The following is a 22,699-nucleotide window of genomic DNA, read 5'->3' as shown; positions in this document are numbered from 1 at the left end:
CGGAACGTCGTAGCCGGTTCGCATGACGCTCAGTGCACGCAACAGGCTCGCGGGAACGGTCCAATCGGTCGAAACCGAGGGACTGATGGCCGAGGTCGCGGTCGAAACCGACGGCGGCCAGCGGGTGACCGCGGTCATCACCGCGAACTCGGTCGACCGACTCGGCATCGAGGAGGGCGACGAGGTGAACGCGGTCGTCAAGGCGACCGAAGTGATGATCGACGCCGAGTGACGGCCGACCCTGCGTCGGCGCCGGTCCGGCGGTTCGCCGACGCGGCGCGTCACTCCCCGGACAGCGACGCCAACAGGTCCTCGACCGCTGCGTCCTGCGCCCTGACGTGTTCGAGTTCGGGACCGGTCCGACCGAGCGGCCAGAGGTCGGCGACCGCGACCTTCTGCGCGTCGAGTCGTGCGGCGGCCGCGACCTTCCGCGCGTCGAGCGCGAACGGTCGGCCGTCCTCGGCGCGGGTTTCCCGGGCGAGGAGCGTCCGAGCACCGTCGAGCGCGGCGACGCCCGCATCGGTCCAGCAGTCGGTACAGCACCGAAACTCCAACGTGCCGACGTACTCACCGACCTCGCTCGGCGCGAGGCCACCGCGAGTCGCCGCGCCCCAGACGAGTCCCAGCGAATCGACGACGAGGTGGCGGTCGCTCGCCCGACCGCAGGCGGCGCAGACCGTCGCCTCCGTGGCGTAGGGCCACTCCGCAGGGGGTTCGACGCCGGGACTTTCGAAACGCATCTTGGACGTCGATTCGGACGCACGGGTAAATAATCTAACCGGTTCTCGAAGCGGGCGGCGCGGACGCGGTAGAGCGCAGTGTCGGGCGGGTCGGGCGTCGTCGACGCCCGACCCGCTCGCGTGGACTACGCGCTATCGTCGAGGAACACCTTCACGGTCCGGTCGAACGCCCGCTTTCGCTCCTCGAACGCGCCGTGGCCCGTCCCCTCGATGAGTTCGAGACGCGCGTTCGGAATCGCCTCGGCGGTCCCTCGCAGGGTCGCCTCGGGGAAGAAGTGGTCCTCGGTGCCGCCGATCACGAGCGTCGGCGCCTCGATTTCGCCGAGGCGGTCGCTCGAGTCGTGGTCGAGACACGCCTGGCAGGAGACGGCGACGTCGGAAACCGCCGCGGGTTCCGAGAGCAACGGTCGACCGACCGTCCGAATCAACGGCGGGTAGAGCCACCGACGGTAGCCGGTGTAGGTCACCGGAATCGCGTCGAGGTAGGCGTCGAACCACCACCCGCGGTCGGCCCACTCGCGCCAGCGTTCGAGCGTCCGGCGGCCCGCGACGCCGACGCGCGCGCCCGAGACGCCCAGGACGAGTCGCCGGACCAGACCAGGGTGGTCGGCCGCGAGGTGCTGGGCGATCAAACCACCGAGCGAGACGCCCAGCACGTCCGCCGGACCGAGGTCGAGATTCGAGAGCACGTCGGCGTACTCGCCGGCCATGTCGCGGGTCGTCGTCCCGTAGGGGAGTCGCCGTCTTCGACCGACGACGTAGAGGGTGTGTTCGTCGGTGAAGAGCCGATAGTAGTAGCGTTCGAGCAGCAGCGCGAAGAACGGCGCGGGGCGTTCCGGCTGGAACGCGTCGCTCAGGCCGGCGAAGATCACCAGCGGACGCTCGCCGTCGCCGAACTTCACGAACGGGTACTCGCCCGTCTCGGTCCGGAGGAGGCCCCGTTCGCGTCCCATGGTCGACGGAACGACGGAGAGCGGAAAAGAGGTTGGGGTCGACTACTCGCGCTCGTCGAGCACCACGGGGACGCCGCGGGACGCCACGTCGGACGCGAACGCGGCCGAGTCGGTTTCGAGCGCCTCGAACGTGTCGTAGTGAATCGGCAACACGAGGTCCGGGTCCATCGCCTCGGCCAGGTCGGCGGCCTCGCGGCGGTCCATCGTGAACGACCCACCGATGGGCGGACAGAACAGCGAGACGTCGAGCGCGGCGTGGCCGTCGAGCGCGTCGGAGTCACCCGGCCAGAAGACGTCGGTCCCGTCCACGGTGACGATGTACCCCGTGCCCGAGCCCTCGGGGTGGAACGGTTCGCCGTTCTCGCGGGTGTGCGGACCGTCCGGTTCGTTGTAGGCCTCGACGGTTCGGACGATGACGTCGCCGAACATCCGGTCGGTCCCGTCGCTCACCTTGACCACCTCGTAGGGGAGGTCGCCGAGGTCCTTGACGTCGCGGTCGATTCCCTTCGGGTAGACCGCGTCGTAGACGACGACCGTGGCGTCGTCTGCCGCCACGCGCTCGATGCCGTCCGAATCGTAGTGGTGGTCGTGGGTGACCAGCACCAAATCGCCGTCTTCTGGCCGGTAGTCGCGGGCTTCGGGGTGGGTCGCGTCGGCGCTGTCGGGGCGCCACTCGCCGGTCAGGACGCCGTAGCGCCCTGGGTCAAGGTAGACCACGGGACCGCCGGGCGCTTCGATGCGGAGCGTCGCGTAGCCGAGCCAGTCGACGAGGAGTCCGTCGTGGCGAATCGTCATGGCCGGGCGTTGGTGGGGAAGCGGCCTAAACGGTTCGGCTTCGGACGTCTCGAAAAATGGCCTCGAAAGTCGTCTGCCTTCGACGCAGTTGCTCCGGAACGGCGGTCGAGAGGGCTAACAGGCGGTGCGCGTCCTCGCGAGGGTCTGTCACCCCGAAGCGGCGCGCACCGCGCGACCGCGTCCCGCTCCGGGGACCGCTCAGGTCACGTCCTGGGTTGGTCCCGTTCTCCTATTTGAACCTTCGCGGCCAGGTGACGGACGTCGGGCACCTGGCGGGCCTGCAGGTCGGCACTCGGCGAGTCGAAGGTCGGGAGTCGGCGAACCCGCGAGCGCCGTCCGATCCGAATCAGAACGCGTAGCGACGGAGGAAGTTCGCAACGCCGACCGGGACCATCGCCAGCGCGAGCGCGACCGAGGGTTCCCAGAGGCCGAACAGTGCGGCGTTGCCTTCGGTGCCGCCGGAGGCGTGGTAGGTGAGGACGGCCGCGAACGCGAGCGCGACGAGGGCGTAGAGCCACCAGCGGTCGCCGCGCTCGCGGCGACCGCTGGTGGCAGTTCGGCGCGAACCGTCGAGGTACAGACCGGCGAACGACAGCGGGCCGACGACCGGCGTCGCGTACATGAGGAAGATAGCGAGCGAGGCCGTGACGGCGTGAGACGGCCCGACCGCCGCGGACGACAGAAGTGCGAGGACGGCGACCGGTAGTTCCAGCGCGGGGAGGACCACGAGGAATCGCCACTTCGACGGCGCGCTGGCCGGGGTGGAGGACCGCCCGCGTTCGATTGCGACACCGTCTCCTGTCACCCGAGACTGTTTCGCTCGCCGACAGAAATAGATTCGCGTTACTGGGCGTCTGCGAGTCGCTCGACTCGCGAAAGCGAATCGGCGCTCTCGGGCGTCTTGTCGTCGCGAACGCCGAGGAACCGGGGGAACCGGAGCGCGTAGCCCGACGAGTAGGTCGGCGACTCCTGGATCTCCTCGTAGCCGACCTCGAAGACGACCTCGGGAGCAATCTCGACGTCCTGGCCGTCCTGCGTCCGGATGTGCGGTTCGAGCAGTTCGGTCAACTCCGCGAGTTCCTCGTCGGTGATGCCGGTGGCGACCTTTCCGAGCGTCTCGAAGTCGCCGTCGTCGGTTCGAGCCGACAGCAGGAAGGTTCCTAGAAAGCTCGCCCGCCGGCCCTCGCCCCACTCGGCGCCCGTGACCACGAGGTCCAGCGTCTCGACGTCGGGCTTGCGCTTGAGCCAGTTCTTCCCGCGGCGGCCCGGCGAGTACGTCGAGTCGGGATTCTTGAGCATGATGCCCTCGTGGCCCGCGTCGAGGGCGTTTTCCTCTATCTCGGCGATTTGGTCGGGGTCGTCGGAAACCCACAGCGCCGACACGCCTCCCGAGAGGACGTCTTCGAGGCGGTCGTGGCGCTCCGTGAGGGGTGCGCGGAGCAGGTCGTCGCCGTCGGCGTGGAGGCAGTCGAACGCGAACAGGTCGAGTTCGACCGCCTCGCGGGCGCGGGCGACGTCGTGCTTCCGGCGGAACCGTCGCAGCACCTCCTGGAACGGCAGGGGGTCGCCGTCGTCGTCGGTGGCGACCACCTCGCCGTCGAGGATGGCCGGCACGTCGAGGTGCTCCTCGACGTACTCGACGACCTCGGGGAGCGCGTCGGTCACGTCCTCCATGTTGCGCGAGAAGACCGCGACCGTGCGCTCGGCCGACGACGACGCGTCGTCGTCGGCCGAGCGGGCGAGTCCGTCGGGGTCGTAGTGGAGTTGGACGCGCGCACCGTCGAACTTCCACTCCACCGCAGTCTCCTCCCAATCGTCGAGCGCATCGCTCACGGTGCCGGCTTGCGCGAGCATCGCCTGGACCGGCCGACCGACTTCGAGGTCCATCTCGTCGAGGCCGGCCTCGCCCGCGTCGCGCGCGACGCGGGCGACCTCGCCGTAGTCGTTCGACACCTGGAGGGCGCGCTCGACCGACTCGACCGGCACGTCGAAGGCGGCCGCGATGGCGTCCCTGACGGTGCCCTCGCCGACGCCGATGCGCATCTCCGAGAGCACGAGTCGAGCGAGGTAGCGCGCCTCCCGCGAACTCGCGCGGTTGAACAGCGCGAACAGCAGGTCTATCTTCTTGTCCTGGCTCCCCGACCCCTCGGCGGCGGCGAGCGTCGCCAGTTCCTCGGCGACTTCGGCGACCGTGAGGTCCTCGCTCCCGCCGCCCGAACCGAACGCCGCCAGCCCCTGCTGGCCGCCGAAGTCGTAGCCCGCGGCCACCTCGCCGATGTCGCCGACCTCTGCGAGTCGGGACTCGACGTCGGCCGCCGAGACGTTCGTCCCGGCCGCCCGCGCGATGGCCTCGTAGCAGTAGTTCGGCCCGATGTCGAGCGTCGTCGACGACCAGGCGGGGAACACTCGGCCCTGGACGAACCGCGCGAGCACTGGGAGTTCGTCGGTCGCGCTGTCCTCGCCCGCGGCGCCGTCGCTCTCGGCGTCGGCGCGCGACAGCAGTTCGGTCACGCGCTCGATTATCTCCGTGTCGGCGCTCAGTTCCTCGATTTCGGCCGCCGCGTCGGCGAACTCCCCGAACTCCATCGAGCGAGGGTAGTCGGTAGCCCCAGATAAACCGACCGACTCCCCGTCCGACGTGTCGCCTCGGGAAGATTTATTCTGCGGCCGGACGCACGGACGGACGATGCCCTCCCCGCCAGACGACGCCCCCGAGGACTCTCCAGACGATTCGACCGACGATGCGCCGGACGCTCCCGACGACGTCTCCGAGTCCCCCGACGACGCCTCCACCGCGCCGACCGACACTCCGAATTCCTCCGGAGACGCCAGGAGCACCGGGCGGTCGTTCACCGCCCGGTTGGGGGCCGGGTGGGAGCGCGCGAGCGACCACCTGCCGCTGGCGGCCGTCCCCGTGCTTTCGAGCGTGCTGAACGTCGACGCCATCCGGCGGGTCGCGGCGTTCGAGGGCGGCCACTTCGGCGTCAAGTTCCCGTTCCCGATGACGGTGGCCGACCTCTGGACGTTCGTAAGCCTACCAAACCAGGGGCCCGGAGTCCACGTCTCGTCGCCGCTGTGGCTGTTTCCGGTGTTTCTGGTCGTCAACGCGGCGCTCGTCGCGGGCTACCTCGGGAGCGTCGCCGACCTCCTCCGCGTCAACGAGTACGACTTCGTCGGCAACGTCCGGCGGTACTTCCTGCCGGTGCTAGGGTGGCAGGCGCTGATTTCGGCGCCGACGTTCGCGCTGGTCGGCCTGGGACTCGCCGCGGGACCGCTCGTCCTGCTGGCGATTCCGCTGTACTTCGTCGCGGCGTACTGCTTCTACGCGACGCCGTACCTGGTGGTAGTGGAGGGTGCCGGCCTCGCGGCGGCGCTCTCGCGCAGTCTCGACTGGGCGCTTTCGGGCGGGCCGTACTTCTCGTTCGCGCTGGGATACCTGGTGTTCGGCGCGGTCGTCTCCGCGGTCGTCACTCCGGTCGTGGTCAACCTCGGCGCGGTCGGCGTCGTGGTCGGCACGGCGCTGACCGCCCCCGTCGCGCTGGCGCTGGCGTTCGCCACGACCGAGTTCGTCGCCGACATGGCGGCCGCGAACTCGGGAGACTTCGCGGCCGCCTCGGGCGACTCCGGTCGACAGTCCGGCACGAACGCGGGGTGGGAGTAGCGTGCTGGCGATTCGCTGGCTCCACCTGCTCGGCGCGGCGCTGGCGCTCGGCGGTGCGACCCTGGCGTGGTGGCTGTTCCGGACGACGGGATTCGACACGGCGCCGGTCGGCGAGAGCGAGTCCGGGACGGGAGATGCGAGCGAGGTCGCGACGGCGAGCACGGGCGTCCCCGCGCTCGCCGTCGCGGCGGGCTACGAGCGACTGTTCTGGGCCGCGACCGGCGTCCTCGTGATGACCGGCGTCGGCAACCTCGGGAGCCTCGCGCCCTACGTCCCGGGGACGGAGACGCCGTGGGGGACCGCGTTCGTCGCGAAACTGGCGCTCGTGCTGGCGGTGCTCGCGCTCTCGCTCGTCCGGACGCTGGTCGTCCACCGCTACCGCCGCGCCGACGAACTCGGCCGCGCGGGCCGGCGGCGCCTCCGGCGGAGCTACGGCGCGACGGCGCTGGCGTTCGCGGTGCTTGTGGCGCTGGCGGAGGTGCTCGCCCATGGCTGAGGAGGTGGATTTGGATGCGAACGCGCCCTCCGCCGACGCGGAGGGTGCGTTCGCGGGCGCCGACGACCCCCTCGTCGTCTGGACGCTGGCGACGTTCCACACCGCCGCGTTCGTCGCCGCGCTGGTTGCGGCGCTGTACCTCGCCGGCGCGCTCGGCGAACTGCTCGGGGGCCTGTCGACGCTCGTCGGCCTCGCGCTCTACGTCCTGCTGTGGGCCGCGACGTGGTGGACGACTCGTTGCACGCTCGCAGAAGTGGCCGGCGCAGGGTCGGACGGGGGCGCGGAGACGGACGCAGACGCGAAACCGGCGCTTTCCGAGATGTTCGGCGCGGGGATGAAGTGGGGCGGCGTCGACGGCGTCTGCTTCCTCTGGGCCATCGTCGTCGTCGCTCTCGTCCCCCGGGTTCGACTCCGGGACCTCGCTCGTATGGAGGCCGACACGGTCGCGTTCTTCGTCTTCGCGGCCGCGGTGGCCTCGCTGTTGGCGTTCCTCGTCGGGGCCGTCGTCGGGAGCCTGTTCGCGCTCTTCGACGCGGGTGCATTCCGGGTCGCGGCGAGGCTCGGCCCGGACTCCCCGGCGTCCTCCGACGCCGCAGAGTCCCGAAACCCCGACCCCGCGTCGGAACCGTAGCCCGTGGATTCAAGGCGATTCCGAGACGAGTAGCCCCTATGCCAGAGTCCGACCTCGCCGCGGCGGTGACGGAGGTCCTCGACGTGGACCCCGAGGAGTTCCAGGCCAGCGTCGAGGCCGACGCCGAGGTCATCGTCGAGGAAGTAGAGGCGGGGACGTTCGACAACCCCCAGGCCATCATCGGCTTCGAGTACGAGTTCTACGCCGTCGACGCCGAAACCGCCGCGCTGACTCGGGTGCCGCGGCGACTGCTCGAACTCATCGGCTTCGAGAAGGAACTCGGCCTCCACAACGCCGAGATGTCGACCAGTCCCCAGCCGCTGAACTCCCACGGACTGGCGGCCCAGGAGTCGGAGGTCAAGGCCAGGCTGTCGGCGGCCGAGGACCGGACCGGCGCGGAGGGGATGCGGCTGGTCAGCGACGCGCTCTGGACCATCCCGCCGGAGGGCGAGACGGCCCACCACTACCTCACCGACAGCGTCGAGGACCGCGGGGTGAAGATCGCCTCGAACATGAGCGACTCGGTGCGCTACCACGCGATGGCCAACACCGACGCGCAGGCCCGGATGGCGCTCGACGCCCCGCACGTCCACCTCCAGGACGACACGGTGTTACCCGAGAGCCTCATCACCTCCATCCAGCCCCACTACCAGGTGCCCCACGCCCGCGACCTGCCGACGTACTTCACCTACGCCGTCCGCATCGCGGCGCCCCTACTCGCGCTCGGAGTCAACTCCCCGTTCTTCCCACCGGACCTCTACGACGACGACGCCGACCCCGAGGCCATCCTCGACGACGGCTACGACGAACACCGCATCTCGGTGTTCGAGTCGGTGCTGAACCACGACGCCGACGCGCCGGGCAAGGTCCGGTTCCCCGAGGACATCGAGTCGGTCGAGGACGCCATCCGGGACGTGGTCGAGGACCGCACGCTCGTCCCGATGCCCGTCGCCACGACCGACCGCTTCGACGACCAGTTCGCCAACTTCCGGATGAAACACGGCACCTACTGGCGGTGGGTTCGGCCGGTGTTCGGCGGGGCCACCGAGTCGTCCGCGAACGCTCGCATCGAGTTCCGACCCATCGCGGCCCAGCCCACGGTCCGGGACTCCATCGCGTTCCAGGCGGCGTTCGCGGGCCTGCTCGAGGCGACCTTCCGCCACGAGCACCCGGTCCGCCACCTCGACTGGGTGGTCGCCAAGGACAACTTCTACGCCGCGATGGAGGACGGCCTCGACGCCGACATCTACTGGATTACCAACGCGGGCGAGGAGACGACCGACCGCGAGAAACTCTACGCCGACCTGTTCGCCTACGCGAAGGACGGCCTCCAGGCCCGGGGGTTGAGCGACGAAGAGGCCGCCAAATACCTCTGGCCGCTCCGCCAGCGCGCCCGCCACGGCCTCACCCCCGCGAGTTGGAAGCGCGAGCAGGTCCGAAATCGGCTGGACGACGGGATGGACTTCGAGGAGGCGGTCTACGGCATGCAGCGGGCGTACATCGACCACCAGTCGATGACGCTCATCGACGGGACTTTCGCCGACTGGGTGGGCCGGGGCGGCACCGAGATGGAACGCGAGTGACGACGGCGAGCGCTCGGCCACGCGACCGTTTTTCGACGACGGAACCGTCCGACCGTCCGCCGAGTCGCATCGCCGTCGGCGATGCGACTCGGCGGGTAGGTGGGTGGGGAGGCCCCGACGAAAAATCGGAGCCTCGGGGGGTGGTAATGGTGGGTGGTGAGCCCAGGGGGTGACAGTTACTGGCACGCGACCAGCACTGCAACCGAACGTTCCGGCGAGAAAATATAAATATTTCGGTAGTTCAACCGCGGGCGGGCGGGGACCCCCGATTTCTTCAGACGCGGCGGAGGGTGGAACGGTCGCGCCGAGAAGCCCGGGCCGCGAACGGGACTCCCGGCGTGATGCGAATGCCGCCGGCTCTCGAAAGACTCCGAACGGAATCCGCAGAGAGGGAAGAGAGGACTCCTACAGCGCGTCGTCGTAGTTCTCGTAGTTCGAGATCTCGACGCCCTCGGCGTCGATTTCGGCGAGCCACATGCCGTTGCCGGAGGCGGTGTCGCGCTCGGTCGCGCTCTTGATACAGCGCACCGCGACCTCGCGGGCCTCGTCCTGGCTGAGGTCCTCGTGGTAGTCCTGTTCGAGAACGCCGAGCGCGAACTGCGAACCCGAACCGGAGACGGTGTAGGTTTCCTCGGTCACGCCGCCGAGCGCGTCGAAGGAGTAGACGTGGCCGCCCTCGTCGTCGACGCCGCCGAGGATGGGGACGACGATGAGGAACGCGCCCGAGCGCAGGAGGTTGCTGGTGAGCGTCGAGAGCGCCTGCATGCTCATGTCCTCGCCGCGGCGGGTTTCGTAGAGGTTACCCTCGACCTTGAGCGTGCGGATGAGAGACTGGGCGGCCGAAACCGACCCGGCGATGGTGAGCGCGCCCTGCGGGTGGACCTGCTCGACCTTCTGGGCGGTCTTGCTCGAAACCATGTTGCCGAGGCTGGCGCGCTGGTCGGTCGCCATCACGACGCCGTCGTTCGTCGTCAGGCCGACGGTGGTCGTCCCGGTCTTGAGCTGCTGGACGTCCTCCATGTCGACCGAACCCGAGCGGTCCGGCATCGAGCCGAGCTCCGGCTCGTAGGGGTTCTGGTCGGCTGCGAGACGCGACGCGTTCTGCGAGAACTCGGAACCGTGCATCGGATTACGCATTGCCAGACAGTAGTCCGTCAGCACTGATAAAACCAACCTTTCCGGTGGACGAAGTCCCTTTTCAGCGACGGGCCGCTCGCGGGGCGTCTCCGGCGAGACAGTCGGGAAGTTCAGCGAGCGCTTGGTCTGGACGGTCTGGCGCGAAAAGCGGTTCTCCTCTCGGATTCGCTCGGACGCCTCAGGCGGCCGCGTCGTACGCACGGGCGAGTCGGTCTACGATTCTGTGGGCGGGGAGCGGGACGCCGATCTGTCGGGCGAGCACCGCCAGCGGGAGCAGCAGGATGCTGGCGGCGACGCTCGTCTGATACAGGGCGAACACGATTGCGTTGTGGATCCGCGTGTACATCGGACGGTCGTACCTCATCCGGCGGTCGGCCGAGCCTACATAAAACGTTTTCGTGCAGATATTATTCATAACGGTTTATCCGACTGATTCACCCCGGCGCCGTCTATCGATTCAACTCGGTTTGCGTTACGTCCAATCTCGTAGAGGTGGCGCGCCGCGCAGTCGTATACCGGGGTTTGGCGACGCTCGGCGTAGGCATAAGTTATGAGCATTATCGGAATTACGTGCGCGCTCCGAGCGCGACCGGTGGGCCGGCGGTGTCGCCGTGCCGGAACCGGCCGCGTCCGAACTCGGTGGTTGCACGACGTCACCGAAACCCACGTCGACGCGGCAAACGCGGCGGGACGAAACCAAAAAGCACGAAACTACGCGAACCGACTGGTAGGTATGAGCAACTATCTCGTTGCGATGGAAGCCGCGTGGCTCGTCCGCGACGTCGAAGACATCGACGATGCAATCGGCGTCGCCGTGAGCGAGGCCGGCAAGCGATTGAATCAGAAGAACATGGACTATGTCGAGGTCGAGGTCGGCGCGACAGGCTGTCCCGCCTGCGGCGAACCGTTCGACTCGGCGTTCATCGCCGCCGGCACCGCGCTGGTCGGCCTGCTGCTGGAGATGAAGGTGTTCAACGCCGAGGGCGAGGAACATGCCCAGCGCATCGCCAAGAGCGAAATCGGCGGCGCGCTCCGCGACGTTCCGCTCGACGTGGTGGAAACCCTCGAGTACGCCGAGGACGAGGAGATCGAGTTCGGCAGCGAGGAGTGAGTTCGGCGACCGAATCGGGCGATTTCTCCGCGTAATCGGAGCGTGACGGGGCGAACGATTCTCGGGCGTCGACAGTCCGAAGCTTTATCCATAACCCATGGTAATCCGGAGGTATGGAATTACCGACGCCACAGGACGTCCGCGAGCGTCGGACCGACCTCGGGCTCACCCAGAGCGAGTTGGCCGACCGCGCGGGCGTCTCCCAGCCGCTCATCGCCCGAATCGAGGGCGGCGACGTCGACCCCCGGCTCTCGACGCTCCGGCGAATCGTCGAAGCCCTCGAGGAGTCGGAGGGCGACATCGTCCGGGCGGGCGACCTGATGCACGAGGAAGTCGTCAGCGTGGCCCCCGACGACCCGGTGAGCCGGGCCGTCACCCGGATGCAGGACGCGGGGTTCTCGCAATTGCCGGTCATCGAGGACGGCGTCCCGGTCGGGTCCATCAGCTTCGAAGACCTGATGAGCGTCGACGAGGACGCCCGCGACCAGCCAGTCGAGGAGTTCATGGGCGAGAGCTTCCCCACCAAGTCGCCCAACGCCACGCTCGACGAGATCAGCACCGACCTCGGCCACAACAAGGCGGTCATCGTCACCGAGCGCGGTAACACCGTCGGCATCATCACCGAGGCCGACATCGCGGCGCGGTTGTCCTGAGAGCGGCGGGCGTCACTCCTCGCGGAGTCTGGTCCGGAGGAACGACGCCACGCCCCGGCGCAGGCGCTCGGACGCCGCCTGCGCCGAGATGCCGAGTTTTTCCGCGACGTCCCGCAGCGCCGCCCGGCGCGGAACTTCGAAGTACCCCTCCTCCAGCGCGACCTCCAGGGCCTCCCGCTGGGGAGACGTCAACTCCGCCGCGGTCTGCCCGGACCGCGGCGGCGCCTGCTGGAGCGTCTCGACGGTGAACGAGAGGTTTCGCTCGTCGCACTCGTCGGTGAACGCCGAGAGCGCTTCGTTGTCCGGGGTGAACAGCCGAACCGTCCACCCCTCCGCCGTCGCCCGCGCGTCGAGGACGACGATGTCGAGTTCGGCCCGAACGGGCGAGAGCGAGGCGGCGCGTCCCGCCTCGGTGAACTCGACCCGGTAGAGGCGACGGCCGGCGTCCACCGCGAGGACGGCCGGGTTCGCGACGGTGTCGTCGGCCGCAAGCGCCTCGGCGAACGCGCCGAAGTCGTCGGTTTCCACCCAGGCGTACAGTCGGACGCCGTCCGCCGAGCGGTGGCACTGTTCGTATCTGAGGACCGCGTCGGGCGCGGACGTCATCGCGGTTCGGAGGATGCACGAGTCGAGTTGGAGTTCAGCTATCGGCATTCGGAGGCTCCCGTCGTCGCACGAATCGTTTCGCGAGGTCGTTCGTCGGACAGTATCCCCGTCTCGATTCAGGGACCATAGTCTCGGTCGTATCCCTCCGGTGGTAACGCGCGCGTTACTTCGAACGTAGTAACACCCGTCGAGACACCGACCGGGTCCGGCGGCCCGAAGAGTATCAAGAATTATCGTGCCGGGTGGCACAGACGAACACATGACGGACTTCTCCGAGCGAGTCGAGCAGGTCTCCATCAGCGGCATCCGCGAAGTGTTCGAGGCGGCCGGCGAGGACGCCATCAACCTCGGCATCGGCCAACCCGACTTCCCCACGCCCGACCACGCCAAGCGGGCGGCCGTCGACGCCATCGAGTCGGGCGAGTCCGACGCCTACACCTCGAACAAAGGGACGCTCGGACTCCGGGAGGCCATCAGCGCGAAGCACGACCGGGACAACGACTACTCGGTGCCGCCCGAGAACCTCATCGCCACCGCCGGCGGGAGCGAGGCGCTCCACATCGCCATCGAGGCCCACGTCGACCCGGGCGAGGAGGTCGTCTACCCCGACCCCGGCTTCGTCTCCTACGAGGCGCTGACCCACATCGCGGGCGGCGAACCCCGACCGGTGGCGCTCCGCGACGACCTCACCCTCGACCCCGCCGCCGTCGAGGACGCCATCACCGACGACACCGCGGCGTTCGTGGTCAACAGCCCAGCGAACCCGACCGGCGCGGTCCAGTCCGAAGCGGACATGCGGGAGTTCGCGCGTATCGCCGACGAGCACGACGTACTCTGTATCTCCGACGAGGTGTACGAACACATCGTCTTCGAGGGCGACCACCGCTCGCCGATGGCGTTCGCCGAGTCGGACAACGTGGTCGTCGTCAACGCCTGCTCGAAGTCCTACTCGATGACCGGGTGGCGACTCGGCTGGGTCGCCGCGAGCGAGCGTCGCATCGAGCGGATGCTCCGGGTCCACCAGTACGCCCAGGCTTGCGCGAGCGCGCCGGCCCAGTACGCCGCCGAGGCCGCGCTCTCGGGACCCCAGGACTGCGTCGACGAGATGGTCGCCGCCTTCGAGGAACGCCGCGACGTGCTGCTCGACGGTCTCGACGACATCGGCCTGGAGACGCCGAAGCCCTCTGGCGCGTTCTACGCCATGCCGAAGGTGCCCGAGGGTTGGGTCGAGGAGGTCTTGGAGCGAGGGGTCATCGTGGTCCCCGGCGAGGCGTTCGGCGAGCACGGCGAGGGCTACGCCCGCATCTCCTACGCCACCGACATGGCCCAGATAGAGGAGGCGCTCGAAATCATGCGCGAGGCGTACGAGGCGGTGCGCTGATTCCGATTCACCGCGCCCGCTCGCCGAGGAACGCCGCGATTCGTTCGACCATCTCCACGCGGGTTGCCGGCGCGGGGAAGTGACCGCTATCGGCGAGCAGTCCCACGTCGGCGACGTTCGGGAAGACCTCCCTGGCCCGCGGAATCACCTTCTCGGCCGGGAAGAACACGTCGTTCTCGGCGGCGACGACCTGGGTCGGGGCGCGAAAGTCCGCGAGTTCCGCCGCGGTCGCCTCCGCGGGCATCACCCGCTCTATCTTCACGTGCCGGAAGACGGCGCCGACGAGGTCGACCAGTTCCGGGTCGAGTTCGTCGGCGGGTTCGCTGAACATCGGCTGTAGCGCACGAAGCAGACGCTCGCGGGTCGGGAACGCCCGGTAGACGAGCATCGGCACCACGACCGCCCGGACCATCCGAAGCACCGACCCAGAGGCGATTCCCGACGGGACGACCAGCGACGCCGCCTCGATTCGCTCGGGCGCGTAGGCCGCCGTTCGGACGACGATGCCCGCGCCGTAGGAAGGTCCGACCATCGGGACGCGGTCGAGGTCGAGGCCGTCGAGCACGTCGACGACCCACTTCCCGTAGTCGTCGCCCGCGGGCGAAACCCGGGTTTCGGCGCTCAGCCCGGGGTGGCCGACGGTGTCGGGGGCGTACAGTCGGTAGTCATCGGCCAGCGGGAGGAACCACTCCAGGCTGACGGGGTTGACGACGTTCCCGCCGTGGAAGACCACCAGCGGCGGGGCATCCTCTGGACCGGTCGCGAGGACGTGGGTCCGGCCGAAACGCGTCTCGACCCATTCCTCGTCGAACTCGGCGTCGAGGTCGTCTCGCATGCGGCGGTAGCGGGCGCGAATCTCGCGGCGTCCGTCGTCGGTGCGGTAGATGCTGGCGGTCACTCGCGGGGGTTCTCGCCCCGGCGACCTATAACTTCTCAGCCGGCCTGAGATTTTATGCGTCACGCTGTCGTTTGACGCTCCATGTCCCTCTCGCGCCGCGGCAGTGGCATCGTCCCCGCGACGCGGGCGCTCGCCTCGCAGGTTCACCCGGTGTTCATGCTCCCGCCGGTCGCCAGTTCGCTGTTCGGCGGCGTGCTCGCGGGGACGTTCTCGCCGCTGTCGGGACTGCTCCACGCGACCGCCATCTTCGCCGCGGTGTACACCGCGCACGTCAAAGACGGCTACGTCGACTTCTACATCCGCGGCGAGGACGACGACCACCCGCTGACGAAGTCCGGGTGCGAGCGCGCGCTCGCCGGGTCGACCGCGCTGTTCGCCGCCTGTACGGCCGGACTGTGGCTGACGGTCGGGGTCGGGGCGGCGCTGGTGACCGTGCCGACGTGGCTCATCGGCTACCACCACGCGCCCCAACTCGACACGAACCCCGTCACCACGACCACGGGCTACCCGCTCGGCATCGCGCTGGCGATTCTGGGCGGCTACTACGTCCAGGCCGGGACGCTCGCCGCGACGCCGGTGGCGTTCGCGGCGGTGTTCCTCGTGTTGCTGTCGGGCGTGAAGGTGATAGACGACGCCCAGGACTTCGAGTACGACCGCTCCATCGAGAAGCGAACCGTCGCGGTCGCGCTCGGCCGCGAGCGCGCCCGCACCGCGGCCTACGCGCTCATGGCCTGCGCGCTCGCGCTCGTGGTCGGGTTCGCGGCGCTGGCGGTGTTCCCGCCGAGTAGCGCGGCCGCGGTCGCCGGATTCGGGGCGGTCGCGCTGTTCGCGCGCCGCGCCGAACCCGAACTGGCGACGATGCTGCTGGTCCGGGGGTCGTACGTCTTCCTCGCACTGTTGCTGGTCGCGGTCTGGTTCCGACCGCTGTCGTAATCGTAACTCGAATTCGCCGGCCGTGAACGCCCGCATTACGGGCCGCAATCCCGATTACCCGGCGGTCGGCCGACCCGACTCCAGAGAAGTCGCTCGTTCCGCGCTGAACGATAGGACCGTTTCTTGCCGAACTCGGTGGTGGCTCCGACGAGGTCGAAGATGACACGAAAGACAGTACTCGTAGCAGTCGTAGCGATGCTCGCGCTCGGAACGCCGGCCGCGTTCGCGCTCGGCACCGCCCCGAACGCGACGAACGGCGCGCCGATGGCACAGGAGACGACAACCGAACCGGGCCAGGAGACGACCACCGCGGCGGGCGGCCAGACCGCGAACGTCACCTTCCAGGACCAGACCTCGAACGGCACCGCCGTCGTAGTGCAGCGGGTCGTCGTCCCCGAGGGTGGCTTCGTCGTGATCCACGAGGCCCAGCAGTCGGCCGGCGAGACGACACCCGGGGCCGCGACGGCGACCGGGGCACAGACGACGACCGTGCCCGCCGTCGAGACGACCACCACCGCCCCCGGCGAAGCCCAGACCCAGCAGTACGCGGCCGGGGCGGTTCTCGGCAACTCGACCTACCTCACTCCCGGCGTCCACCGGAACGTGACGGTCACGCTGAACCAGTCGCTGGAGGAGAGCCAGGTGCTCATCGCGATGCCGCACCGCGACACCAACGACAACCAGCAGTACGACTTCCCGCAGGCCGACGACCCGTACGTCCAGGACGGTCAACCGGTGACCGACTGGGCGTCCATCACCGTCCAGGCCACCGGCGCGGGTAACGCGACCGCGACCCCCGCCGGCGAGACGACCACGGCCTGAGACGCACGGAGCGTATCGGAACCGACCCCGCCTTTCTATCGCCGACGCCCGAGCGGTAGCGGCGACGACGTGCGTTCGGCGACGACGAGAGTTCGGCGACGTTCCGGCGAATCACGGAGAATCGCGGAGAACTGCAACGAATCGGTGCGACCTGTAGAGGGTCCGCCGGGGACCGCCGTGTGCGGCGGTCCCCGGCGACCGAAACCGCCGATTTCACGGTCGTAATCGAGGTTTTCAGCGGGCCGCCGGCCGTTTTGCTTTCGCTATCCGACAGCTCGTCGGCTGAACGATTAGGGCGTTTCTTCCACGCGCTCGGCGTACCGTCGGCGGGGTTTCCATGACACGAAAGACAGTTATCGTAGCGCTGGTAGCGACGGTGGTGGTCGGGGCGACCGCGACGCTGGCGGTCGGCGCCGCGACCCAGACGACCGGGCCGCAGGCGGCGAGCGACGCGCCGCTGGCACAGGAGACGGAGACCGCGACAGGTAACGAGACGACGACCGAGGGCGGCGCGGTCGGGGAAACGGAAACCGTGGGCGCGGCCGACCGGAACGCGAGCGTCATCTTCCTCAACCAGACCGCGGGCATCACCTTCCAGGACGGGACGCCCAACGACACGACCGTGATGATAGAGCGGGTCGTCGTCCCCGAGGGCGGCTTCCTGGTGGTCCACGCCGCGGAGAACGCGACCGGGGCGTACGTGACCGCCGAGGACGTCACGGTCGGGCCGGTCCTCGGCAACTCGACGTACCTCGGACCCGGCGTCCACTCGAACGTAGTCGTCCAACTCGACCGGCCGCTGAACGAGAGCCAGACGCTGGTGGCGATGCCCCACCGGGACACCAACGACAACCAGGAGTACGACTTCCCGCAGGCCGACGACCCGTACACGGTCGACGGTGCGCCGGTCGTCGAGTCGGGCTACGTCATCGTCACCGGCCCCGACGGCCAACCGCTGGGCGGCAACCAGACCGCCGCGGGAGAGACGACAATCGAGACGACCACGGGCGAGAACGAAACGACCACGGAAGCGTAACGGTATCGAATCGGCCGACGCCGAAGCGGTCGGGACGGTTGAACTCCTTTTCTTCGACTCGGCGCTCTCGGCCGGCGGTCCGCTCGCCACCCGCGACGCGGAGCCTCAAGGCTTAATCGCCCGGCCGCCGAGCGCCCGACCATGGAGCGCCCGAGTGCGAGCGCGAACGAGGACGGAAGCGCGGGCGGAAGCGACAGTTCCGGGAAGGGGACGGGTCGCGAGCGCATCGAAGGTCCCTGGTCCCACGAACAGGCGGTCGTGAACGGGGTGCGCCTCCACTACGTCGAGGCGGGCGGCGACGCCGAGGCGTCGTCGCCCGCCGGCAGAGGGGAGGAGGGTGACGAAGAGGCGTCGCCGCCGGTCGTGCTCCTCCACGGCTTCCCGGAGTTCTGGTACTCCTGGCGGCGTCAGCTTCCGGCGCTCGCCGACGCCGGCCACCGGGTCGTCGCGCCCGACATGCGCGGGTACAACGACTCCGAGAAGCCCCGCGGGGTCGACGCCTATCGGACCGACGAACTGGTCGGCGACGTGGCGGGGCTGATAGACCACTTGGGGGCCGAGCGCGCCCACGTGGTAGGCCACGACTGGGGCGGCCTGGTTGCGTGGGAAACCGCAATTCGTCAGCCCGGGGTCGTCGAGAAACTCGCGGTGCTGAACGCGCCCCATCCGGGCCGGTACCGGCGGGCGCTCCGGCGCAACCCCGACCAGTGGCGGCGGTCGTGGTACGCGATGGCCTTCCAGTTGCCGCAAGTTCCGGAGGCGGTCCTCGGCGCTCGCGACTGCGAAGCCGTCGTCGGGATGTTCCGGGACATCGCCGAGGACCCCGACGCCTTCTCCGAAACCGACCTCCGGCGCTACCGCGAGGCGGCCTGCACGCCGGGCGCGCTGACGTCGGCGGTCAACTACTACCGCGCGGCGTTCCGCGAGAACGCCGCGCGGGAACTCCGCGCGCTCGTCGGCGGCGAGCGGCGGTCGTTCGACGTTCGAGCCCCGACGCTGTTGCTCTGGGGCGAACGCGACCCCGCGCTCGGCGTCGAACTCACCGAGGGCCTCGACGCGTGGGTCCCGGACCTCCGGGTCGAGCGGTTCCCCGACGCGAGCCACTGGGTGCAGAACGACGCGCCGGCGCGAGTGAACCGGGCGCTCGCGGAGTTCCTGGCGTGACGGACGTTCCACCAAATTCCAATTTGGTTCTCGATAGAACGAAGGCTCGACACGTGTCTGACTAAATTTCTTTTGGCTGGCCTCCGTAGTACTCTCCGGACGATGAGCCAACGCAGTCTGAAGAGTACCTACTCTAATCGAACTCGCGATCGAACCTCCCGGCGGACCCGGACCGCCGCCTCGAATCGAACCGCCCGCGGGCGGTCGACCCGGACCCGAAACCGCGCCGAAACCCCCGACGAGAGAACCACCCTCCACGGCGGACTCGCCGCCGCCGGCGTCTTCCTCGCGCTCGGCGGCGTCTGGCTGGCGTTCTTCTCGGACACGCTGCTGGAGACCGTCGGCTTCTCCGCCGTCGTCGGCCTGCTGGTCGCCGGCGCTGGTCTGCTCGTCGCCTCGCGGACGCCGGGCCTGCGTCGGCGGTCCGTCGCGGCCGCCCGAAACCTCCGCGACGCGCGTCCGGACGTCGCCGGCGACGTCCGGACGCGCGTGGCCCGTCTCCTTCGAGACGTGCGCCCCTCCGGCGACCGGTTCTCCTCGGGCGGCCGAGACCGACTCTGAGTTTCGTCCGCTCGTCTCATCTGCTCCGTCTCGCCGAACCGGCGCGGCCGCCGCGCCGGTTCGGCGAACACATTTTTCGCCTCTCGACACCCTCTGTCTACTACCGAATGTTACTCGTCCTCGAAAACGAGGTGGACCCCGACGCGCGGTACTTCGTGCCCGAAATCGTCGACCACCTCGACGACTGCGAGGTGTACGACTACGCCGAGGAGGGCGGCCAACCCTCGCTGTCGGGCGTGGACGGCGTGGTCGTCAGCGGCAGCACGGCGGGCGTGTACGACAGCGACGAGCATCCGTGGATGGACGAGGAGATGGCGCTGGTCCGGGACCTGGTCGACCGCGAGATTCCGACGCTCGGCATCTGTTTCGGCCACCAACTCGTCAACGCCGCGCTCGGCGGCATCGTCCAGCACCGCGGGCCGACGACCCGACTGGTCCGGGCCAACCTCGGCGACGACCCGCTGTTGGAGGGCGTCTCGGAGGTGATTCCGGCCGTCCACGGCGACCACGTGGTCGCCCGCGGCCGGGAGATGGAACCCATCGCGACCGCCGATTACTACTCGAACTTCGCCACCCGCCACCGCGAGGCGCCCCTCTGGACGGTCCAGTACCACCCGGAGTTCACGGAACGCCTGCTCGGGCGCGTCCGGGAGGACTTCGGCTGGGATGACAACGACCTCTCCTTCTCGGACGTGAACGTCGAGGAGACGTTCCGGAACTTCGAGCGACTGGCGACCTCCAAGTAGCGTCGACGTCGGTCCCTGCTCAGTCCCCGTCGAGGTGCGGCCGGTACGGCCTGACCCACGCCGGGAGGTCACAGCCCAGTCTCTCGACCCGGCGCTCGACGGACGGGTGGGTGGCGAACAGTCCGAACCGGAGCGACCGGTCGGCCGTCCAGGGAATCGGCCCGGCCACGTCCTCGTCGTTGTCGCCGGTCGCGACCGCCGCCATCCGGTAGAGCGCCTCGGCGAGTTCGGGCGGCGAGACGACCCGGGCGGCGTAGGCGTCGGCGCGGAACTCCTCCAGTCGGTTCGCGTAGCGACTCGCCGCGAGTGCCAGCGGTTCGGCACCTAGACCGAGCGCGTACCGGACGAGCGCGGTCCGGCGGTCGGACGAGAGCGCGAGCGCGAGGAAGAGCGCGCTTCCGAGGCCGGCGACGGCGCGGCCGCGCCCGGCGAGCGCGACCAGCCAGAACGCCCCGAAGCCGAGCACTGTCGGGAGGTGGAGTCGAATCGCGTCGGTGTGCAAATCGCGGCCGAGGTGGCCGAGTTCGTGGGCGAAGACGGCCCGGAGTCCGGCCGGACCGACGACGGTCGCGAGCCGCGGGTCCACCGCGAGCAGGGGGTCGCCGTCGTCGTAGCCGATCTTCGCTCCCGGCGCGTCCATCGCGACGAGGACGGTCGCCGGCACCGACTTGCCGGCGCGCTCGCAGACGTCGAGCAGCGCGGCCTGGATCTCGGGCGCGCTCGCCAGTCCGCGGCCGGCGGCGCTCTGGGCCTCGGCGAGTCGGGTTTCGGACTCGAACTGGAAGCGACCGCCCGACCGGTACGCCTGGAACGATATCCAGGCGACGGCCAGCGACCCGGAACCCACGTAGACGCGGGACGCGCCGGTTGCGGCGACGAGGAGCGCCGCGAGCACCGCCGCGAAGGAGAGGCCCGCAGTGACGGCCCAGACGCGGGTTCGCAGGGAGGGCTTCATGGCGGGTGGCGCGAACGCCGGGCGGAAAAGCGTTCCTCTCGGTCGGCGGGTCGCTTCGCCGCAGAAGACCGGCGAAGGCGGCCGTCTGGGGCGACCGAAAGCCCCGTTAAGCCGGATGTTCCGCCCGATGTGGCGACCCATACTTAACAGCCGACGCACACGATGTGCGACGGATGCCCTCCAGGAGAATCCTCCTCCGCGCGCTCGGCGCGAGTCTCCTCGCTTCGGCGGCCGGCTGTTCCGGTTCCGAGTTCCCCGCCGGCGACCCGGCCGAGCGCGGGACGACCGAAACCCGGACCACCCTCGAACCGCCGACGACCGTGGCGTACGAGGAGACGACCGTCATGCCGTCGCTCACGACGACCGAGACGCCGACGAGCGGGACGAGTGCCGCGCGAGCGACCGACGCGACCGCGACGACCGAAACGCCAACGACGACCGCGGCGACCGCGACGACGGACGAACGCGCGGTTCGAGACGGTGCGAACGGCGGGTCGGGCGGCCAGTCGGGCGGTTCCGGGTCGTTCCGCGACCCGGAACCGACGACCACTACGACCGAGACGACGGCCGACCCGACGACGTCGACCACCCCCGGAACGACGTCCGGACGGCCACCGACGAGTACGACGACCACCACGACCGCCGACCCGACGACATCGACGACGCCGACTCCGACCCCTACCACGACTCCCGAGACTTCCACTACGCCCCCCGCGACCACCACGCTCACTCCGACTACGACCGAAACGACCACGCCCACCCCGACCACGACCGAACGACCGCCCGACGGAGACGGCGCGTGGTCGGCGGAAGCGAGCCTTCCGGCACCCCAGAGCGACGCCGGCGGCGGTGTCGTCGACGGAAATATCTACTACTTCGGCGGCATCGAGTCGGGCGAGAACCTCCCGGCGGTGGCGCGAACATACCGCTTCGACCCGACCGCCGGCGGCGAGACGGACGGTGGAGCGTGGGAGCGACTCGAAGACATGCCGCGGGCGCTGTGGGCGCCGTGTGGGGTCGCCGCCGAGGGGAAAGTGTTCAGCTTCGGCGGCGCGCCACGGGACGCCCCGTACGGGACCGGCGAACCGCCGTCGGACGAGATATTCGTCTACGAACCCGGGGAGGGCTGGCGCGACCTCACCGCCGAAACCGGCGTCCGGTGTCCGTACCCCAACTGGGCGATGGGCGGCGTCTACGACCCCGATTCGGGGCTGGTCTACCTGGTCGGCGGCGGCACCGACGTCACAGACCGTGAGAGCGCGAGCGACCACGGCGTCGGCGGGGAGCGGCCGGGCACCTACGACGAGAGCCGCGTCTGGACGTTCGACCCCGCCGCCGAGGAGGTGGTCGACCCCGACCTCGCGCGACTTCCCGAAGCGCGCCGCTGGCCGACCGTCGCGCTGGTCGAGGTCGGCGGCGAACTCTGTCTGCACGCCATCTGCGGCCTGTTCGGCGTCACCGGACCGACGAACCAGAACCTGCGCCTCCGCCTCTCGTCCGGCGAGTGGGAGACGATGACCCCCGCTCCGCGAGCGGGAAGCTACGCCACGACGAGCGACCCCGTAATCGACGGGACGGTCTACCTCACCCACGGCCTCTTCTGGGAGGATAGCCCGTCGGTCGACTCCTACACCGCGGCCTGTCACGCGTACGACCCGGCGACCGACGAGTTCCGAACTGACCTCGCGCGACCCCGTCGGTTGCGCGGTGGGTCCGTCGACGCCGTCGTCGACGACACTCTCTACGTGGTCGGCGGGCACGTCAAGCGGTACGACCGAAACGGCTACCACGACTGCGTGACCGCCAGCGAATCGTTCGCGCCGCCGGAGTGAGGGCG

25 protein-coding genes are annotated in these 22,699 nt (G+C 69.5%); 15 read left to right on the top strand and 10 right to left on the bottom strand.

Annotation, left to right across the window (positions count from 1 at the left end):
• Window positions 1–22 precede the first annotated feature (22 nt).
• Complete coding sequence (locus tag NGM07_RS18950) at window positions 23–232, top strand: TOBE domain-containing protein (RefSeq protein WP_253514516.1); 210 nt, start codon at window positions 23–25, stop codon at window positions 230–232.
• Window positions 233–281: 49 nt separating this feature from the next.
• Here the strand turns inward: NGM07_RS18950 and NGM07_RS18945 are convergent, their stop codons facing one another.
• From NGM07_RS18945 to ligA, 5 genes are all read right to left on the bottom strand, one after another.
• Window positions 282–740 carry a hypothetical protein gene (locus NGM07_RS18945; protein WP_253514514.1) on the bottom strand — a complete coding sequence of 153 codons (459 nt, stop codon included), beginning with the start codon at window positions 738–740 and terminating at the stop codon, window positions 282–284.
• 125 nt (window positions 741–865) lie between these two features.
• The gene (locus NGM07_RS18940; protein ID WP_253514512.1) at window positions 866–1,693 is read right to left on the bottom strand and encodes an alpha/beta fold hydrolase; all 828 of its coding nucleotides are present in this window, start codon (window positions 1,691–1,693) and stop codon (window positions 866–868) included.
• Between the two features lie 42 nt (window positions 1,694–1,735).
• Window positions 1,736–2,488, bottom strand: coding sequence for an MBL fold metallo-hydrolase (locus NGM07_RS18935; protein WP_253514510.1), 753 nt, complete (start codon window positions 2,486–2,488; stop codon window positions 1,736–1,738).
• A gap of 346 nt (window positions 2,489–2,834) precedes the next feature.
• Complete coding sequence (locus tag NGM07_RS18930) at window positions 2,835–3,293, bottom strand: hypothetical protein (protein WP_253514508.1); 459 nt, start codon at window positions 3,291–3,293, stop codon at window positions 2,835–2,837.
• Between the two features lie 38 nt (window positions 3,294–3,331).
• Entirely contained in the window at window positions 3,332–5,074 is a 1,743-nt protein-coding gene (gene ligA, locus NGM07_RS18925; RefSeq protein ID WP_253514507.1) for an ATP-dependent DNA ligase LigA, read from the bottom strand.
• Between the two features lie 100 nt (window positions 5,075–5,174).
• Here ligA and NGM07_RS18920 point away from each other — a divergent pair, with 100 nt between their 5' ends.
• From NGM07_RS18920 to NGM07_RS18905, 4 genes are read left to right on the top strand one after another with little or no spacing between them, the layout of a single operon-like run.
• Window positions 5,175–6,149 carry a hypothetical protein gene (locus NGM07_RS18920; protein ID WP_253514505.1) on the top strand — a complete coding sequence of 325 codons (975 nt, stop codon included), beginning with the start codon at window positions 5,175–5,177 and terminating at the stop codon, window positions 6,147–6,149.
• A gap of 1 nt (window position 6,150) precedes the next feature.
• Window positions 6,151–6,645 carry a CopD family protein gene (locus tag NGM07_RS18915; RefSeq protein WP_253514503.1) on the top strand — a complete coding sequence of 165 codons (495 nt, stop codon included), beginning with the start codon at window positions 6,151–6,153 and terminating at the stop codon, window positions 6,643–6,645.
• Window positions 6,638–7,276, top strand: a complete 639-nt coding sequence (locus tag NGM07_RS18910; RefSeq protein WP_253514501.1) for a DUF7965 family protein — start codon at window positions 6,638–6,640, stop codon at window positions 7,274–7,276. Before NGM07_RS18915 ends, NGM07_RS18910 begins: the two co-directional genes overlap by 8 nt.
• Window positions 7,277–7,314: 38 nt before the next feature.
• A complete protein-coding gene (locus NGM07_RS18905) occupies window positions 7,315–8,859 on the top strand; it encodes a glutamate-cysteine ligase family protein (RefSeq protein WP_253514492.1) in 1,545 nt (514 codons plus the stop codon).
• 405 nt (window positions 8,860–9,264) lie between these two features.
• Here NGM07_RS18905 and psmB read toward each other — a convergent pair whose 3' ends face one another.
• Both psmB and NGM07_RS18895 read right to left on the bottom strand, forming a co-directional pair.
• Entirely contained in the window at window positions 9,265–9,996 is a 732-nt protein-coding gene (psmB, locus tag NGM07_RS18900) for an archaeal proteasome endopeptidase complex subunit beta (protein ID WP_253514490.1), read from the bottom strand.
• Window positions 9,997–10,174: 178 nt separating this feature from the next.
• Window positions 10,175–10,342, bottom strand: a complete 168-nt coding sequence (locus NGM07_RS18895) for a hypothetical protein (RefSeq protein WP_253514488.1) — start codon at window positions 10,340–10,342, stop codon at window positions 10,175–10,177.
• A gap of 387 nt (window positions 10,343–10,729) precedes the next feature.
• On the opposite strand from NGM07_RS18895, the gene NGM07_RS18890 reads away from it, so the two are divergent.
• Together NGM07_RS18890 and NGM07_RS18885 are read left to right on the top strand one after the other, a co-directional pair.
• Window positions 10,730–11,107, top strand: coding sequence for a DUF555 domain-containing protein (locus NGM07_RS18890; RefSeq protein ID WP_253514486.1), 378 nt, complete (start codon window positions 10,730–10,732; stop codon window positions 11,105–11,107).
• Between the two features lie 113 nt (window positions 11,108–11,220).
• A complete protein-coding gene (locus NGM07_RS18885) occupies window positions 11,221–11,760 on the top strand; it encodes a CBS domain-containing protein (RefSeq protein ID WP_253514484.1) in 540 nt (179 codons plus the stop codon).
• A 12-nt stretch (window positions 11,761–11,772) separates the two neighbouring features.
• Here NGM07_RS18885 and NGM07_RS18880 read toward each other — a convergent pair whose 3' ends face one another.
• Window positions 11,773–12,414: a helix-turn-helix domain-containing protein gene (locus NGM07_RS18880; protein ID WP_253514476.1), complete on the bottom strand. Its 642-nt coding sequence runs from the start codon at window positions 12,412–12,414 to the stop codon at window positions 11,773–11,775.
• A gap of 211 nt (window positions 12,415–12,625) precedes the next feature.
• On the opposite strand from NGM07_RS18880, the gene NGM07_RS18875 reads away from it, so the two are divergent.
• Window positions 12,626–13,747 (top strand): pyridoxal phosphate-dependent aminotransferase, encoded by a 1,122-nt coding sequence (locus tag NGM07_RS18875; protein WP_253514474.1) that lies wholly within the window; start codon window positions 12,626–12,628, stop codon window positions 13,745–13,747.
• 7 nt (window positions 13,748–13,754) lie between these two features.
• On the opposite strand, the gene NGM07_RS18870 is transcribed toward NGM07_RS18875, so the two are convergent.
• Window positions 13,755–14,645: an alpha/beta fold hydrolase gene (locus NGM07_RS18870; RefSeq protein ID WP_253514472.1), complete on the bottom strand. Its 891-nt coding sequence runs from the start codon at window positions 14,643–14,645 to the stop codon at window positions 13,755–13,757.
• Window positions 14,646–14,726: 81 nt separating this feature from the next.
• Between NGM07_RS18870 and NGM07_RS18865 the strand changes: the two genes are divergently transcribed.
• The 6 genes from NGM07_RS18865 (at window position 14,727) to NGM07_RS18840 (ending at window position 19,907) form a co-directional block, all read left to right on the top strand.
• Complete coding sequence (locus NGM07_RS18865; protein WP_253514470.1) at window positions 14,727–15,578, top strand: UbiA family prenyltransferase; 852 nt, start codon at window positions 14,727–14,729, stop codon at window positions 15,576–15,578.
• A 159-nt stretch (window positions 15,579–15,737) separates the two neighbouring features.
• Window positions 15,738–16,400, top strand: coding sequence for a DUF7282 domain-containing protein (locus NGM07_RS18860; protein WP_253514468.1), 663 nt, complete (start codon window positions 15,738–15,740; stop codon window positions 16,398–16,400).
• Between the two features lie 337 nt (window positions 16,401–16,737).
• The gene (locus NGM07_RS18855; protein WP_253514466.1) at window positions 16,738–17,436 is read left to right on the top strand and encodes a DUF7282 domain-containing protein; all 699 of its coding nucleotides are present in this window, start codon (window positions 16,738–16,740) and stop codon (window positions 17,434–17,436) included.
• 141 nt (window positions 17,437–17,577) lie between these two features.
• Window positions 17,578–18,600 (top strand): alpha/beta fold hydrolase, encoded by a 1,023-nt coding sequence (locus NGM07_RS18850; RefSeq protein WP_253514464.1) that lies wholly within the window; start codon window positions 17,578–17,580, stop codon window positions 18,598–18,600.
• A gap of 102 nt (window positions 18,601–18,702) precedes the next feature.
• Complete coding sequence (locus NGM07_RS18845; RefSeq protein WP_253514462.1) at window positions 18,703–19,161, top strand: cytochrome b family protein; 459 nt, start codon at window positions 18,703–18,705, stop codon at window positions 19,159–19,161.
• 107 nt (window positions 19,162–19,268) lie between these two features.
• Window positions 19,269–19,907 carry a type 1 glutamine amidotransferase gene (locus NGM07_RS18840; protein WP_253514460.1) on the top strand — a complete coding sequence of 213 codons (639 nt, stop codon included), beginning with the start codon at window positions 19,269–19,271 and terminating at the stop codon, window positions 19,905–19,907.
• Between the two features lie 19 nt (window positions 19,908–19,926).
• Here NGM07_RS18840 and NGM07_RS18835 read toward each other — a convergent pair whose 3' ends face one another.
• Window positions 19,927–20,862 (bottom strand): M48 family metallopeptidase, encoded by a 936-nt coding sequence (locus NGM07_RS18835; RefSeq protein WP_253514458.1) that lies wholly within the window; start codon window positions 20,860–20,862, stop codon window positions 19,927–19,929.
• Window positions 20,863–21,035: 173 nt separating this feature from the next.
• Here NGM07_RS18835 and NGM07_RS18830 point away from each other — a divergent pair, with 173 nt between their 5' ends.
• The gene (locus tag NGM07_RS18830) at window positions 21,036–22,694 is read left to right on the top strand and encodes a Kelch repeat-containing protein (RefSeq protein ID WP_253514456.1); all 1,659 of its coding nucleotides are present in this window, start codon (window positions 21,036–21,038) and stop codon (window positions 22,692–22,694) included.
• Window positions 22,695–22,699 lie beyond the last annotated feature (5 nt).

This window comes from Halorussus vallis (assembly GCF_024138165.1).
Lineage (GTDB): Archaea > Halobacteriota > Halobacteria > Halobacteriales > Haladaptataceae > Halorussus > Halorussus vallis.
This window is presented reverse-complemented; position numbering and strand designations above follow the sequence as displayed.

Bases quoted from the DNA above. Each gene is read 5' to 3' on its own strand.
- NGM07_RS18950 (WP_253514516.1), top strand. From the start codon at position 23: ATGACGCTCAGTGCACGCAACAGGCTCGCGGGAACGGTCCAATCGGTC.
- NGM07_RS18945 (WP_253514514.1), bottom strand. From the start codon at position 740: ATGCGTTTCGAAAGTCCCGGCGTCGAACCCCCTGCGGAGTGGCCCTAC.
- NGM07_RS18940 (WP_253514512.1), bottom strand. From the start codon at position 1,693: ATGGGACGCGAACGGGGCCTCCTCCGGACCGAGACGGGCGAGTACCCG.
- NGM07_RS18935 (WP_253514510.1), bottom strand. From the start codon at position 2,488: ATGACGATTCGCCACGACGGACTCCTCGTCGACTGGCTCGGCTACGCG.
- ligA (WP_253514507.1), bottom strand. From the start codon at position 5,074: ATGGAGTTCGGGGAGTTCGCCGACGCGGCGGCCGAAATCGAGGAACTG.
- NGM07_RS18920 (WP_253514505.1), top strand. From the start codon at position 5,175: ATGCCCTCCCCGCCAGACGACGCCCCCGAGGACTCTCCAGACGATTCG.
- NGM07_RS18910 (WP_253514501.1), top strand. From the start codon at position 6,638: ATGGCTGAGGAGGTGGATTTGGATGCGAACGCGCCCTCCGCCGACGCG.
- NGM07_RS18905 (WP_253514492.1), top strand. From the start codon at position 7,315: ATGCCAGAGTCCGACCTCGCCGCGGCGGTGACGGAGGTCCTCGACGTG.
- psmB (WP_253514490.1), bottom strand. From the start codon at position 9,996: ATGCGTAATCCGATGCACGGTTCCGAGTTCTCGCAGAACGCGTCGCGT.
- NGM07_RS18895 (WP_253514488.1), bottom strand. From the start codon at position 10,342: ATGTACACGCGGATCCACAACGCAATCGTGTTCGCCCTGTATCAGACG.
- NGM07_RS18890 (WP_253514486.1), top strand. From the start codon at position 10,730: ATGAGCAACTATCTCGTTGCGATGGAAGCCGCGTGGCTCGTCCGCGAC.
- NGM07_RS18885 (WP_253514484.1), top strand. From the start codon at position 11,221: ATGGAATTACCGACGCCACAGGACGTCCGCGAGCGTCGGACCGACCTC.
- NGM07_RS18880 (WP_253514476.1), bottom strand. From the start codon at position 12,414: ATGCCGATAGCTGAACTCCAACTCGACTCGTGCATCCTCCGAACCGCG.
- NGM07_RS18875 (WP_253514474.1), top strand. From the start codon at position 12,626: ATGACGGACTTCTCCGAGCGAGTCGAGCAGGTCTCCATCAGCGGCATC.
- NGM07_RS18865 (WP_253514470.1), top strand. From the start codon at position 14,727: ATGTCCCTCTCGCGCCGCGGCAGTGGCATCGTCCCCGCGACGCGGGCG.
- NGM07_RS18860 (WP_253514468.1), top strand. From the start codon at position 15,738: ATGACACGAAAGACAGTACTCGTAGCAGTCGTAGCGATGCTCGCGCTC.
- NGM07_RS18855 (WP_253514466.1), top strand. From the start codon at position 16,738: ATGACACGAAAGACAGTTATCGTAGCGCTGGTAGCGACGGTGGTGGTC.
- NGM07_RS18850 (WP_253514464.1), top strand. From the start codon at position 17,578: ATGGAGCGCCCGAGTGCGAGCGCGAACGAGGACGGAAGCGCGGGCGGA.
- NGM07_RS18845 (WP_253514462.1), top strand. From the start codon at position 18,703: ATGAGCCAACGCAGTCTGAAGAGTACCTACTCTAATCGAACTCGCGAT.
- NGM07_RS18840 (WP_253514460.1), top strand. From the start codon at position 19,269: ATGTTACTCGTCCTCGAAAACGAGGTGGACCCCGACGCGCGGTACTTC.
- NGM07_RS18835 (WP_253514458.1), bottom strand. From the start codon at position 20,862: ATGAAGCCCTCCCTGCGAACCCGCGTCTGGGCCGTCACTGCGGGCCTC.
- NGM07_RS18830 (WP_253514456.1), top strand. From the start codon at position 21,036: ATGCCCTCCAGGAGAATCCTCCTCCGCGCGCTCGGCGCGAGTCTCCTC.